This window comes from Kaistella chaponensis (assembly GCF_900156725.1).
Taxonomy (GTDB): domain Bacteria; phylum Bacteroidota; class Bacteroidia; order Flavobacteriales; family Weeksellaceae; genus Kaistella; species Kaistella chaponensis.
The window spans coordinates 1-12,916 of the sequence record NZ_FTOI01000013.1 but is presented as its reverse complement, the minus strand read 5'-3'; the positions used below and the strand labels follow the sequence as shown (position 1 = coordinate 12,916).

At 33.9% G+C, this 12,916-nt stretch carries 17 protein-coding genes; 8 read left to right on the top strand and 9 right to left on the bottom strand.

The genetic code is table 11. The features are described 5' to 3' along the window. The first annotated feature begins 40 nt into the window (after positions 1-40). From BW932_RS11990 to BW932_RS14455, 5 genes are all read left to right on the top strand, one after another. Complete coding sequence (locus tag BW932_RS11990; protein WP_076387892.1) at positions 41-415, top strand: ArsR/SmtB family transcription factor; 375 nt, start codon at positions 41-43, stop codon at positions 413-415. Beyond that, positions 412-1,011, top strand: a complete 600-nt coding sequence (gene merTP / locus BW932_RS11985; protein WP_076387890.1) for a mercuric transport protein MerTP — start codon at positions 412-414, stop codon at positions 1,009-1,011. The genes BW932_RS11990 and merTP overlap by 4 nt, the downstream gene beginning before the upstream one ends. 1 nt (position 1,012) lies before the next feature. After that, positions 1,013-1,219: a GDCCVxC domain-containing (seleno)protein gene (locus BW932_RS14420; RefSeq protein ID WP_076387888.1), complete on the top strand. Its 207-nt coding sequence runs from the start codon at positions 1,013-1,015 to the stop codon at positions 1,217-1,219. Positions 1,220-1,881: 662 nt separating this feature from the next. Beyond that, positions 1,882-2,508, top strand: a complete 627-nt coding sequence (locus BW932_RS11975; protein WP_076387886.1) for a class I SAM-dependent methyltransferase — start codon at positions 1,882-1,884, stop codon at positions 2,506-2,508. A 394-nt stretch (positions 2,509-2,902) separates the two neighbouring features. Then, positions 2,903-3,028 (top strand): hypothetical protein, encoded by a 126-nt coding sequence (locus BW932_RS14455; RefSeq protein ID WP_262493368.1) that lies wholly within the window; start codon positions 2,903-2,905, stop codon positions 3,026-3,028. Positions 3,029-3,151: 123 nt separating this feature from the next. On the opposite strand, the gene BW932_RS11965 is transcribed toward BW932_RS14455, so the two are convergent. The 8 genes from BW932_RS11965 to BW932_RS11930 form a co-directional block, all read right to left on the bottom strand. Continuing rightward, positions 3,152-4,129, bottom strand: coding sequence for a type II toxin-antitoxin system HipA family toxin (locus tag BW932_RS11965; RefSeq protein WP_185113920.1), 978 nt, complete (start codon positions 4,127-4,129; stop codon positions 3,152-3,154). Beyond that, complete coding sequence (locus tag BW932_RS11960) at positions 4,116-4,451, bottom strand: HipA N-terminal domain-containing protein (protein WP_076387882.1); 336 nt, start codon at positions 4,449-4,451, stop codon at positions 4,116-4,118. Before BW932_RS11960 ends, BW932_RS11965 begins: the two co-directional genes overlap by 14 nt. After that, the gene (locus BW932_RS11955) at positions 4,451-4,660 is read right to left on the bottom strand and encodes a helix-turn-helix domain-containing protein (RefSeq protein ID WP_076387880.1); all 210 of its coding nucleotides are present in this window, start codon (positions 4,658-4,660) and stop codon (positions 4,451-4,453) included. Before BW932_RS11955 ends, BW932_RS11960 begins: the two co-directional genes overlap by 1 nt. A 626-nt stretch (positions 4,661-5,286) precedes the next feature. Beyond that, positions 5,287-6,315, bottom strand: coding sequence for an ACR3 family arsenite efflux transporter (gene arsB, locus BW932_RS11950; protein ID WP_076387878.1), 1,029 nt, complete (start codon positions 6,313-6,315; stop codon positions 5,287-5,289). Positions 6,316-6,318: 3 nt separating this feature from the next. Next, complete coding sequence (locus BW932_RS11945; protein ID WP_394333209.1) at positions 6,319-6,939, bottom strand: arsenate-mycothiol transferase ArsC; 621 nt, start codon at positions 6,937-6,939, stop codon at positions 6,319-6,321. A gap of 13 nt (positions 6,940-6,952) precedes the next feature. Continuing rightward, positions 6,953-7,426: a DUF6428 family protein gene (locus BW932_RS11940; protein WP_076387874.1), complete on the bottom strand. Its 474-nt coding sequence runs from the start codon at positions 7,424-7,426 to the stop codon at positions 6,953-6,955. 57 nt (positions 7,427-7,483) lie between these two features. After that, positions 7,484-7,810 carry an ArsR/SmtB family transcription factor gene (locus BW932_RS11935; RefSeq protein WP_076387872.1) on the bottom strand — a complete coding sequence of 109 codons (327 nt, stop codon included), beginning with the start codon at positions 7,808-7,810 and terminating at the stop codon, positions 7,484-7,486. 290 nt (positions 7,811-8,100) lie between these two features. Further along, complete coding sequence (locus tag BW932_RS11930; RefSeq protein ID WP_076387870.1) at positions 8,101-9,084, bottom strand: hypothetical protein; 984 nt, start codon at positions 9,082-9,084, stop codon at positions 8,101-8,103. A gap of 142 nt (positions 9,085-9,226) precedes the next feature. On the opposite strand from BW932_RS11930, the gene BW932_RS11925 reads away from it, so the two are divergent. Beyond that, the gene (locus BW932_RS11925; RefSeq protein ID WP_076387868.1) at positions 9,227-9,481 is read left to right on the top strand and encodes a SemiSWEET transporter; all 255 of its coding nucleotides are present in this window, start codon (positions 9,227-9,229) and stop codon (positions 9,479-9,481) included. Between the two features lie 92 nt (positions 9,482-9,573). After that, complete coding sequence (locus tag BW932_RS11920; protein ID WP_076387866.1) at positions 9,574-10,029, top strand: low affinity iron permease family protein; 456 nt, start codon at positions 9,574-9,576, stop codon at positions 10,027-10,029. A 26-nt stretch (positions 10,030-10,055) separates the two neighbouring features. On the opposite strand, the gene BW932_RS11915 is transcribed toward BW932_RS11920, so the two are convergent. Beyond that, on the bottom strand, positions 10,056-10,817 hold the full coding sequence (locus BW932_RS11915; RefSeq protein ID WP_076387864.1) for an XRE family transcriptional regulator: 762 nt from the start codon (positions 10,815-10,817) through the stop codon (positions 10,056-10,058). A 62-nt stretch (positions 10,818-10,879) separates the two neighbouring features. On the opposite strand from BW932_RS11915, the gene dinB reads away from it, so the two are divergent. Next, positions 10,880-12,031, top strand: a complete 1,152-nt coding sequence (dinB, locus tag BW932_RS11910; RefSeq protein ID WP_076387862.1) for a DNA polymerase IV — start codon at positions 10,880-10,882, stop codon at positions 12,029-12,031. The last annotated feature ends 885 nt before the right edge of the window (positions 12,032-12,916 follow it).

The following is a 12,916-nucleotide window of genomic DNA, read 5'->3' as shown; positions in this document are numbered from 1 at the left end:
TAGCATTTGCTTAAATAAACAAATTGACTATCTTTGTGCGATGGACAATAATTCTTGCATACGACAACAGGCAGACATTAAGCAAATTAACCGTTGCAAAAGCCGAGTCTCTGAGCTTAACGATTCGTTTGATTACTTATCCAACGGACTTGAATTAGCGGGAAACAATGTAAGACTGAGAATTCTCTTTCTGCTTTATGAAGAAAAACGACTTTGTGTTTGCGACATCAGCGACATTCTTGGTATGAAAATTTCGGCAATTTCTCAACACTTGCGAAAACTTAAAGACCGAAAACTAATTGAAACCGAAAGAGAAGCACAAACCATTTTTTACTCTTTGACAAAAGAATATGAAAAAATGCTAAAACCGTTTTTTAAAATACTTGACGAAAACAAAATTTTAGAAACAATATGAAAACCGACAACAAACTAATCGGAACAGGAATTTTCACAGCTATTGCAGCTTCACTTTGTTGCATTACACCAATCTTGGCTCTTATTGCAGGGACAAGCGGACTTGCTTCAACCTTTTCTTGGCTCGAACCTTTCAGACCATATTTTATCGGCTTGACAATTTTAGTGCTTGGTTTTGCTTGGTATCAAAAATTGAAACCTAAAAAGCAAATTGACTGCAACTGCGACACGGAAGAAAAACCAAAAAGCATTCAGTCAAAAATGTTTTTAGGAATTGTAACGGTATTTGCAATTGTTATGCTTGCCTTTCCATATTATTCAAGCATTTTCTACCCAAAGACAGAAAAACAAATCATAGTAGTTGATAAATCCAATGTCCAAAAAGCAGAGTTTACAATTAGCGGAATGACTTGTACGAGTTGCGAAGCAAATGTAAATCACGAAGTGAATAAATTGACAGGGATAATAAATTCAACTACTTCTTACGACAACGGAAAAACAGTTGTAGCGTTTGATAATTCCAAAACCAACATTGCTGAAATTGAAAAAGCAATTAATTCAACAGGATATTCTGTAACCAACAAAAAAGAAAATTAAAATGGAAGTTATATTACAATCAACAATCACTTGCCCGAACTGCGGACACAAGAAAGAAGAAATAATGCCGACAGACGCTTGCCAATATTTTTACGAATGTGAGAATTGTAAACAAGTTCTTAAACCAAAACAAGGCGACTGCTGTGTATATTGCAGTTACGGAACAGTTGCTTGTCCGCCAATTCAACAAGACAACAAATGTTGCTAACGAAAAGAATGCAAATGGTCTAGAAACCATCGACATTTGATATAATATCAATTTTTTAAAAATCACTCCAATGTTTCTTATTCTCGAAATAGACATTATTCGTAGTTTTTCACCAAACTAAGTTTGTATTAAAAAAAATAGATAATTAATCATTGACGTAAGCTGTAGAGCAATATATAATTAAATGTTATGAAAGAAATAGAAATCATTTTGGTTCAAAGAGGCATAAAAACCAATAGCAATGACATTATTGGTAGCAGAAAAATTATTAGAATAAAAGTATGCGATCAGTCATAAAGATTTATCAAAACAATTCGAAAAAGCAGATAATGTTACTTTATTTAGAACACTTAAAACATTTTTAGATCATAAACTAATACATACCATTGATGGAGGTGCATTTGGATAAAGATAACTATCATTCTAATCCTATCTAAATACTGTTATGATTAATCTATTCGAATCAGCATAAAATTAAATGATTTATTATAACGTAAATAATTTTAAAATGAACAACCACCTAAACTGTTGGAAATGTGTAGTAATGCTATCCTGTCTATTAAGTTGGCTACGGGTTTTTCGGCATACATTTAACAATAAAAAAATGAACAGGGTTATGGATGGAAAAACATTTATGACCCTTTCTGTTATTAATTAAAAAAATGAATCAGAATAAACAACACTGGGAAAAAGTATTTTCAACCAAAAACCCAAATGAAGTGAGCTGGACACAAGAATATCCCAAAACTTCAATAGATTATTTAGAAAATTTGAATTTGCCTAAAACTACCATTATTATTGATATTGGCGGTGGCGATAGTAATTTCGTTGATGCACTTTTAGAAAAAGGATATGAGAATATTTGGGTATTGGATATTTCTGCTACTGCATTAGAAAAAGCTAAAAAACGATTAGGGGATAAAGCAAAATTGGTACATTGGATTGTTTCGGATATTACAGCATTTAAAACCGATATACAATTTGACTTTTGGCACGATAGAGCCGTTTTTCATTTCGTAACAGATGATGAAAGTATTCAAAAATATGCACATTTAGTAAGTCAATCTATCAAAGAAAACGGTCATTTTTTATTAGGCACATTTTCAGAAAATGGACCTCTAAAATGCAGCGGATTAAATATAAAACAATACGATGAAATTACGATGAAAGCTACATTTAGCAAAAATTTTGAAGCCGTAAAATGCTTTACAGAAAATCATACAACACCTTTTAACACGACACAGAATTTTCAATTTTGCGGATTTAAAAAAAATAATAGTAATAGATGATATTTTATTTAAAACCCTTACCCATTTTTATACTTGCAGGATTTTGTGAAATTGGCGGTGGTTATTTGGTTTTGGTTAAAGGAAGATAAGCTTGTTTGGTATGGCGTTTTTGGGGAATTATTTTAGCTTTGTATGGCTATGTATTGACGCTACAAGTCATTCATTTGGAAAATCCTATACCGTTTATGAAGGAGTATTATAATTATGTCTATCCTTTTTGCGTAGAAAATTGATGGTGTTAAACCCGATAAATATGATATAATAGATGCTTCAATTTGCTTTATATTTGTATTATCCTTTTTATGCCCAAAAAATAAAAATTAATTATTATTTCGCTACTATATCACTGCGCTTTAAATATTCTACATCCGAGTATCTCAAGCCGGTAAAAACATTGAAACATAAAAACGTCACTGGATATGCAGATAAATTGATAAAACTTTTTGGAGTTGATAGTGAAAGCAAAGAATATGATGATTTAGAAAAAGACAGTCCAGAAGATGATTTTCTCAGAACATGATACTTTCAAAAAGTTCAATTGATATTTGGAACAGCTTACAATAAAGGTAGATGTTATTATTTTTAAGAAATTGCTATTAGGTAAAGAATTACTATGTAATAAAAATCATCTGATTGATTCTCTTCAAGAGATTTTCTTTAATCTCGTCTGATAACTCTGTATAAAATTTCTTTTAAGTTGTTCACTGAGAAAAGAACGGCTAGTCAATTCAATGATTTCATTCTCGTGAGAAGTTAAATTTTTGAAAATTTTGGATATTATTTTTTCTGGTATTTCAGCTTTTTGACCCAACAAAATAAACTGCTCTTTTATTTTTCCTTTGGCAATGGATTTCGGTAAAAGAACGTCGCTTAAAGCAAAATCAGCATCTTCAATATGAATCTTAGTGTTGAGTAGATCATAAGCCGGACTTAATTTAAAATCACCTTGCTCTGTTTCTATTAGAGAAAAGTTTTTTAGATGAGCATCTCCATTTGAAAATAAATAATTGAAAAGAATTAATGTGAAAAGTTTTGGTGCTTCTACTTTTGAGGCAGGTACAAATTTTTTCAATGTTTCAAAAAGTTCCAAGTAATTTCCTTGGTATTTGTACTGTTCACCGTGTGTTGCAGGTGATTTTTGTAATAGAGAAGCAAAATCCTCAACAGCTAATTTTTCCCCGTTTTTTTTGACATCAAATCTTTTAGTAAGATAGGCGGGTTTTCCATTTTCAAAGAACGTCAAAGCATTTTCCGCAGTTTCTATTTTAAAAATTTGCTGTGCGATTTGCATCGTGAGATGTTCGTTTGCTGGTGCAAACTCACTGTTTTTTGGAAGGTCTGAAATTGGTTTCAAAATATATTGTCCGCGCTCGTCTTCAGTCGTTAACCGTAATTTTGAATTTTCGATGAGCAATGAGTATTTTTCCTGAAAACCTGAAATAGAAATATGCAGTTGATTTTCATTAAATACCGACCGCTCTTTGGAATCTGATGGCGATGTGTAGGGCAGAACAGGACTGATTTTTTTACCGTCAAACATTTTCTTTAAAACAATCGGACTGTAAGTATCAAAACCTTCTGTGAGTTTTCCTGGACAATATTTTATTTTATGCTGATCCATTTTTAATTCTTTCAATTGTTATAGCTCCCACTGTATCTGTGTTTGCAGTAGTTAAAAGAATTCCGAAAGCATCGGATTCATCAATTTTGTAAGTTTGGCAAACCATTCTTTTATTAATTCCTTCTGGCAAAAGATGGTAGAAAAATGGGAATAATTCTTTAGAGACGAATTCTTTCTGTGTTTTAGGGAGCGTTAGGCTTATGGGAGGTTTATTGGTGTCCAACAGCCAATCCTGATCATATTGAAAAATGAAACTACCATCATCATTCTGCTTCAGTACTCCGGCTGGTTGACCTTTGTATAAGACTTTTGCGGATCTCATTATTTAATGTTTTTAATTTCCAATTTAATTTCCAAACCTAAAGCATCGCAAATTTTTTGCAATGTTTCTAGCGTTGGATTTCCTTTTCCGCTTTCCAATTGTTTCAAGGTACGAAGTCCTACACCAGAAATTTCCGCAAGTGTTTCCTGCGTTACATTTAAAATTTTTCTACGTTCTTTGATGGGTACTATTAAATTACTTAGTGTCATATATTGCACTTTAAGTACAAATATACATCATTATTTTAATAATTAAATCATAAGTGTTATTTAATGCACTTTTTTAAATTTAATTTGGAAATTTTTACAGTTTAGACATTAAAGAGCTATTTATTGCACTTTTATTGGTTTCTAAAAATAAAATCCTGTGATCTGCACATTGAAGCCGATTATTCAATTAAAATTAGTTGTTTTGTTAATTACGCCTAGGTTGCCTTGAGCTTTAAATTTTTTTGGAAAGAGAGTAATACATTTAAGGTTGATATTTTTGTAAGTGTGAAAAAAGAAGTAACTTTGATAAATAAACCAATCAAAACCAACATTTTTTCAAGGTGAGTAATTAGGTGAGTAGCTGAGAAGTAATCTTTGAAAAGGCTTATGGATAAAGATATTTAAAGAGTATGTGACGGTTCCTATTTCTCCGCTCATTAAAAATGAAACCTACTGAAATCAGTAGGTTTTTTGTTTGTGAATCATTCTGGATCAGTAGCAAAACTTGGGGACTAAGCAAAATTTGGGATCAATACGCTGTTTGTTGTGTTTTTTTCAAAATCAAAAATTTGGTGTCATCTTTAGGATTGAATTTTATCCAACACTTTCAGTTTTAGTCAGCAGTTTCAATCGTATTTTTTCTTTAAATGCAAACTGACCTTAACAAGTAAAATTAATATCGGAACTTCAACCAAAGGACCAATTACTCCTACAAATGCTTGCGGAGAGTGAATTCCAAAGACTGCGATTGCTACCGCAATTGCTAATTCGAAATTATTTCCTGTTGCCGTAAAAGCGATAGATGCATTTTTGTCATAAGGAACCTTCATTGCTTTACCGATGAAAAAGCTAATGAAAAATGTTAGGATGAAGTAAACAATGAGCGGGACAGCTACTTTTATTACATCTCCCGGTAACTCTAATATTTTGTCACCTTTCAAACTGAACATTAATACAATCGTGAATAGCAATGCATACAAAGTTATTGGAGAAATGGCTGGAATAAATTTTCGGTTGAACCAGTCTTTTCCTTTTATTTTAATTAAAAAGTATCGGCTCAAAAATCCTGCAGTGAATGGAATTCCTAAATAAATGAAAACGCTTTCTGCAACATCTTTCATAGGTACACTGATATTGAAATTTCCTAATCCTAATTTTTGTGGCAAAATATTGATGAAAAGCCATACATAAAAACTATAAAATACCAGTTGAAAAATACTGTTTAGTGCAATAAGCAAGGCTGCGTATTCACTGTTGCCTTTCGCTAAATCATTCCATACGATAACCATCGCAATGCATCTTGCCAAACCGATCAGAATAAGGCCAATCATATAATCAGGTTCGTCGCGAAGAAAAATTATAGCCAAAACAAACATTAAAATTGGACTGACAATCCAATTAAGCAATAGCGAAACCGAAAGTACTTTTTTGTCTTTAAAAGCCATTGGTAAAAGTGAATAATCCACTTTTGCGAGAGATGGATACATCATCAAAATTAATCCTATTGCCAAAGGAATATTTGTTGTTCCGACCGAAAGCGAATTGGTAATATTGGAAACACTGGGAATGAAATATTCTAAGCAAACACCGGTTCCCATGGCGAGAAAAATCCAGATGGTAAGATATCGGTCGAGAAATTTGAGTTTGGGTTGCATGCTTTATTTTTTAATTTGAGAAAAAACATAGAACATTTCTGAGGCGATCTGTAAACTTATTGCTGAGTAAATTTCCTTTTGCTGTGGCGTATTATCGGAGATTTTCGGATCTTCAAAGGTGATGGGAATTCGTTGTTCTGCACCTGCAATATACGGACAACCGTTATCTACTTGTGAGCAGGTCAGAACTGCTGCAAATGTTGAGGAAGGATTAAACGGGTGATCATATTTTTTAGAAAATGCGATAATTGGCGAACTGTTTTGCCCAAATTTAATAGCATACACAGGATTGGCTTCATTTGAAATTTGAATAACCGAAAATCCTTGGTCCTGGAATGTTTCTACCACTTTAGGGAACAATGCAGTTACTTCGGTTCCTCCGGAATAACAAACCACATTCGGGATTTGGAAATGAGCCGCAGCAACTTGTGCCCAAACCTGCGACAGATGACTTCTGCGGGAATTGTGCGTGCAGATAAAATTGATATTGACGGGTAATTTTTTGAACGTCTTTTCTTGGATGAAATCTACGAGCGGTTGAATGACAATTTTCCGTTCCTCACTGATGTTTTGTTGTTCCAGTAGAAGCGTAATGGTGTCTGATAATTTTGGATCACTCATCATTAAATTAATTTTTTTAACAACATCCAGTGTTTGGTGAGCAAGAATTGTTTTGTTTGACAGTAAGTTCAGTCAAATTCTTCTTGATCTTCTCGGAGGGAATTCCGCAAGCATCTTGCGCCAAGCAAGCGGTGGTTTTGTTTTTCAAAACAAATGTTTTTCCGTTAAATGTCAAATCGTATTTCCCAATCGTATCACTTTGATATTCAACTTCAATATCAAGATCTTCAATACCCAATCGATCTTCAGAAAGCTGAATAATGCTTAGAAGTTTATTCGGTTTCAAACGATGTTCAAAATCATCGGCATTCCATAACTGGAAGTTTACCACTTTTTCTGACCGTATTTTACCGCCACAATCGATAAAATTTTTGCTGATGATTCCAACTTCGGTTACATGAAAATGGTCGGGAACAAAAGATCCGTTTTCTAATTCAAATGCAACATTTTCTAGTGTTGGCAAAATTTGTTTTACTTCTGATAATTTCATTTTTATCTATTTATAGTTTCAATGCAATATTGCGATATTATCATGCGGAAAAAGCGCCTAACAGCATTTTTGTTCGGTAACGGTTTGTATAATTTTGACGAAATAGGTATTTAAAATCTCTATTGTTTTTTCATCAATACAATAGCAAATTGCGTTGCCGGAAATAGAACCTTTTATAATTCCGGCATTTTTTAGTTCTTTTAAATGCTGGGAAACAGTGGGTTGAGCGAGCGGCAATTCATTCACGATATCGCCACAAATACACGCATTGACTTTCATTAAATACTCAATGATTGCAATTCTTGCAGGATGTCCCAAAGCTTTTGCGATGGTGGCAATTTGGTTTTGCTGGTCTGTGAAATGATCTGTCTTTGTTGCTCCCATTGTTTTATTTAATATTGCAATATTACGATATAATTTGGTTTTTACCAAAAATATTTTTTTAATGAAAGCAAGTCAAAACATAAAACCTTTTGTTTGAGAAATGGGATCGGCCAAATTCCGGAAGTTTATAATGTAACTTGTTTCTTCTTGACTGCGCTGCTTTGTCAACAATGATCTGGGTTAAAGATGGAACCGAACCGCCGAAAACTTCCAGCAGATCATGCTGGAAGTTCGGAAAATTACGTATTAAAAATTCTAATAATTGGCTCGTCTGTTCATTGAAAAACCCTTTAAAAAGGCAAATCGATACTTTCCGGATTTACAAAATCTTTCGTGTATGGATTCTCCAGAAAACTTAAAAAAGGTTTTTGAAACTGAATGATATCGCCTCTTTGAATCCCATAAACAGACCAATAATTGGTGAGCAACTGCGCGAAAATTTCTTCATCCCAAAATCCGAAAACCGGTCGGTTTTCAGTCGGTAAAACGGGAACTGCTTCAATCGAAATTCCGGCATCCGTATTTTCAATTTTATATTCCGGTTTGTACTGCAAAATATAATCGGAGTAGTGAAAGCGTGCAAATAATTCTTCAAACTGAAGTGGATGCAAAACATGACCTTTCATTTTTTCCAGAATGTCTCTGTGTTTTTCGCCAATAATTCCGTTGTCCTGCAAACACGCAATAAATCCAAATCCATTGACCCCGAATTGAAACAATAAATTCACCGTATCATCGCGATAACTAATAATATCTGCAGAATATTTAAGGGGAAACAGCGCAATACTCCAAGGTTTTTCTCCTGTAAAAGAAATGGGTTCCACGATGGACTGTAGCATCAAATGAAAATTCCCGAAACGCTCCCGTAAAGTTTCGGACAGGTCAAAAGTTTCTCTTAATCTGAGTTTTTGCTGACTTTCGTACTGCATTTCGCAGTACAACATTCCGTAAACCATTCTTCCGGACCACAGAAAAATTAAATGTTCATCGAGTTCAGACATTCCTTCAAACCCTTTTTTGTAGGCGGTTTGCATGTTCTCTTCCAATTCCTCGAATGCTTTTTTTACCCGCGGTGAACAGGGTAATTGAAGATCTTGATAACGGTAAGACTTGCTTTTGTCCATCATTTCGATTTTATCCTCGCCAAATTTAAAATGCTCCATTAACCATTCCGGGAAAACGGACATTTTTTCCGTAGTTAAATCTCCCGTTAAGAAGCAAAATTGGTCATCGAAAATCAAATCCTGAAACGGATTAAAATAGGGTGAAGTCATAAATGAAAATGAAAATTAAACTTGAAAAATATTTGCAAATATAGCCATAAACGTTGGGTTAGTTTTCAGCTTTTGGTCTCAAAATTTTCTTTCAGAGGGATTCCCAAATTTTACCTTACCTTAGTTTCACTAAAAATCATCAATGGACGAAAATATTTTAGGTTTAGTTGCGGGTGGAATTACCTCCGTTGCCATGTTGCCACAACTCATCAAAGTTTTGAAAGAAAAAGATGTGAAAGATCTGTCTTTATTAATGATCGTAGTTTTAATCACCGGACTTTCACTTTGGGTTTGGTACGGCTTTATGAAAGATGAATTGCCTATAATTTTGTCTAATGCTTTCGCGGTTTTGGTTAATATCGCTTTGCTGATCTCTTACTTTAAATTCCGGAAATAAACTTTAAGAGAGTATTAAATCCCTCAATAATATTTTATGCTTCGGATTGTTTTAGGCATACTTTTTTCTATCGGAAAGAAAAATGGTAAATCATGAGCACAAAAAATTTTTTTGAAAAATTTGCTAATTCTGCAACCACGTTCACCGGCAGTTCTTTTGCATTTATGGCTGCTTTGGCGATTATAATTGTGTGGGCTGCAACAGGTCCTGTTTTTCAGTATTCCGAAACCTGGCAACTGATTATTAATACGGGTACGACTATTATTACTTTTTTAATGGTTTTCCTGATTCAGAAAGCTCAAAATAAAGATTCCAAAGCCATTCAGATTAAACTGAATGAACTGATTGCTGCCAATAAAGCTACGAGTAACAGGATTGTAAACATCGAAAATCTTACGGAAGAAGAATTAGATCAGATTCACAAATATTACGAGAAATTATCTACCGAAGCTGAAGAAGATGCGGATTTGCACGCTTCGCATTCGATTGATGCTGCTGCCAAAAACCAAAAGGAGAAATCTGAATATTTTCAAAGTAAAAAAGAATAAAAATAAAAATAAAATGCCTTGCTTTTTTAGGTCTTCTTTATCAAATCAATTTCCTTCTTCAAACTCAGAAACATCTCCTTTACCGTCATCATATCCAAAGTTTCCGTCTCGAATTCTGCCGTATTAATGCTACAAGAATATTCCCAGATTTCCACCAGATCCGAAAGTTTAATTTCGTAAGGTTTATACAGCGGATTATCCGAACTCACCGTAATGTTTTTGGAAGTTTTTTTCTGCAGTCTTTTATAAACCACGCCTTCATTTTGGGTGATGAAAATATAAGTTTTGCCGATCTTTAAATCACCCACATTTTCCACATATTTCCCTACAATGAAAGTTCCGTCTTTAAAAGGCGGCATCGAATCTCCACTCGCCGGAAAAGCCCGGAATTTTCCGTTCCTCAAAAAAGGCAAAGAAATCGTTTGTAATTTCTCAATATATTCCGGATCGCTGTACCCTTGAAGATACCCCATTTGCGCTTTTGCAGGGATGATTTCTATTTTATTTTCGCCTCTTTCATCGACCGTAATCGGAAGAATCGTGCGATTATCCGGAAGCTGCATCATTTTTTCTAAAGTGTATTTCCGCAAATCAATCCCCACTAATAAATCGATGCTTACGCGATAATATTTAGAAATTCTCACCAAAATTTCAATCGGCGGTTCTGTGGCGCCATCTTCATATTTAGCGTACCGACCACGCGTGATTAAAAGGTCGTCCGCAATTTTTTGTTGCGCGTATTTTTGCTGAGCTCTCAAATACCGCATGTTTTCTGATAAAATTGACATTGCTATAAATTATATCAACAAATATACGAAATTTAGATATAAAACCTACTAATTTTGTCCGCATGGAAAGAGCAATTGTACACATGGATTTAGACACTTTTTTTGTGTCTTGTGAAAGATTACAGGAATCAAAACTCAATGGAATTCCCGTCATCATAGGAGGTGGCGATCGTGGAGTAGTGGCTTCATGTTCCTATGAAGCGCGCTATTTTGGCGTGCGTTCTGCGATGCCCATTAAGATGGCTTTAAAACTTTGTCCGGATGCAAAAATTATTCGCGGCGATTATGAAAGATATTCGAAATTTTCTAAAGAAGTAACCGAAATTATTCAGGAAAAAGTTCCCGTTTTAGAAAAAGCCAGCATCGATGAATTTTATATGGATCTCTCAGGAATGGACCAATTTTTTGGGTGTTATCAATGGACGAAAGAAATTGCAGAATCAGTTACGAAAAATACAGGATTACCCATCAGTTTTGCCTTGTCAACAAACAAGACGGTTTCCAAAATCGGAACCGGAGAATCAAAACCCGTCGGAAGATTTGAAATTCCGGCGAAAAATATAAATTCTTTTCTGAATCCTTTATCCATAAGAAAAATTCCGATGGTCGGAGAAGTAACTTTTCAACTCCTTTCCCGAGTTGGGATCAGAAAAATTCAAACTTTAGCAGAAATGCCCGTTTTGGTTTTGCAGCAAATGATCGGTAAAAATGGCGCCGAACTTTGGAAAAAAGCAAACGGAATCGACCTCAATCCCGTGATTCCGTATTCAGAAAGAAAATCACTTTCAAAAGAACATACTTTTACCAATGATACCATGGATATTTTCGAAATTAAAAGACTCATTTCTGAAATGGCAGAATCTTTAGCATACCAACTCCGACAGGAAAAATGGCTCACTTCTACCGTAGTTTTAAAAATAAGATATGCCAATTTCGATACTGAAACGAAGCAGATGAAAATTTCTTACACGTCTATTGATCATACTTTAGCGAGAGTTGCTTTAGATTTATTCGAAAAATTATACACGCGAAGAATGCGATTGCGATTGGTCGGATTGCGATTTACGAATCTCGTTCACGGAACGTATCAAATGAATTTATTCGAAGACAGCGAAGAATTGATGAACCTTTATCAAGCCATGGATCGCATGAAAAACCGCTTCGGCAAAAATGCTTTAGGACGTGCTTCCGGATTTGAATTGGCTTCGGGTTAACCACAAAGTCACAACAGTTTTTTTCTGTTTCGATCATTGAAAAGTCTAAAAAAAAGGGGTGAAAACTTCCGCAGAAAATCTTAGAGCCTATTAAAATTTATTTAAACACATAAGTCACATAAGATTTCAGAAGACTCAGGTGAACTATAGAACACACCAGATAAAAGCATTTGATTTTTGAAACTAATGTGTTCTTTCTACGCTAAAAATATAATTCTCTAATGTGACTTATGTGTTTATATTTCTTTTATCAAATTTAAACATACTCTAAATTCTAATCATATTTTAATGGTTGAAATTCCAGAACATTTTCAACTAAAAAAGTCACGAAAGTTTTATTTTTTTAAGTTAATCAAAAATCAAAAAAAGCACACTGAAATTTCCCCTTGCTAAATAGAACGCCTTTGCGACCGTAATTTTTTAAAGGATGTTTTTGTCCAAAAGCTTTGCGTCTTTGCGTTTAAAAAAAAACATTTAACCACAAAAGGCACAACAGTTTTTGTCTTTTTTAAGTTATTCAAAAGATGAAAAAAGCAAACTGAAATTTTGCTTTGCTAAGTGAAACGCCTTTGCGACCGTAATTTTTTAAAGAATGTTTTTGTCCAAAAGCTTTGCGTCTTTGCGTTAAAAAAACATTTAACCACAAAAGGTACAAAAGTTTTTGTCTTTTTTAAGTTATTCAAAAGACGAAAAAAGCAAACTGAAATTTTGCTTTGCTAAGTGAAACGCCTTTGCGTACGTAATTTTTAAAGGATGTTTTTGTCCAAAAGTTTTGCGTCTTTGCGTTAAAAAAAACATTTAACCACAAAAGATACAAAAGTTTTTGTCTTTTTTAAGTTATTCAAAAGATGAAAAAAGCAAACTGAAATTTTGCTTTGCTAAGTG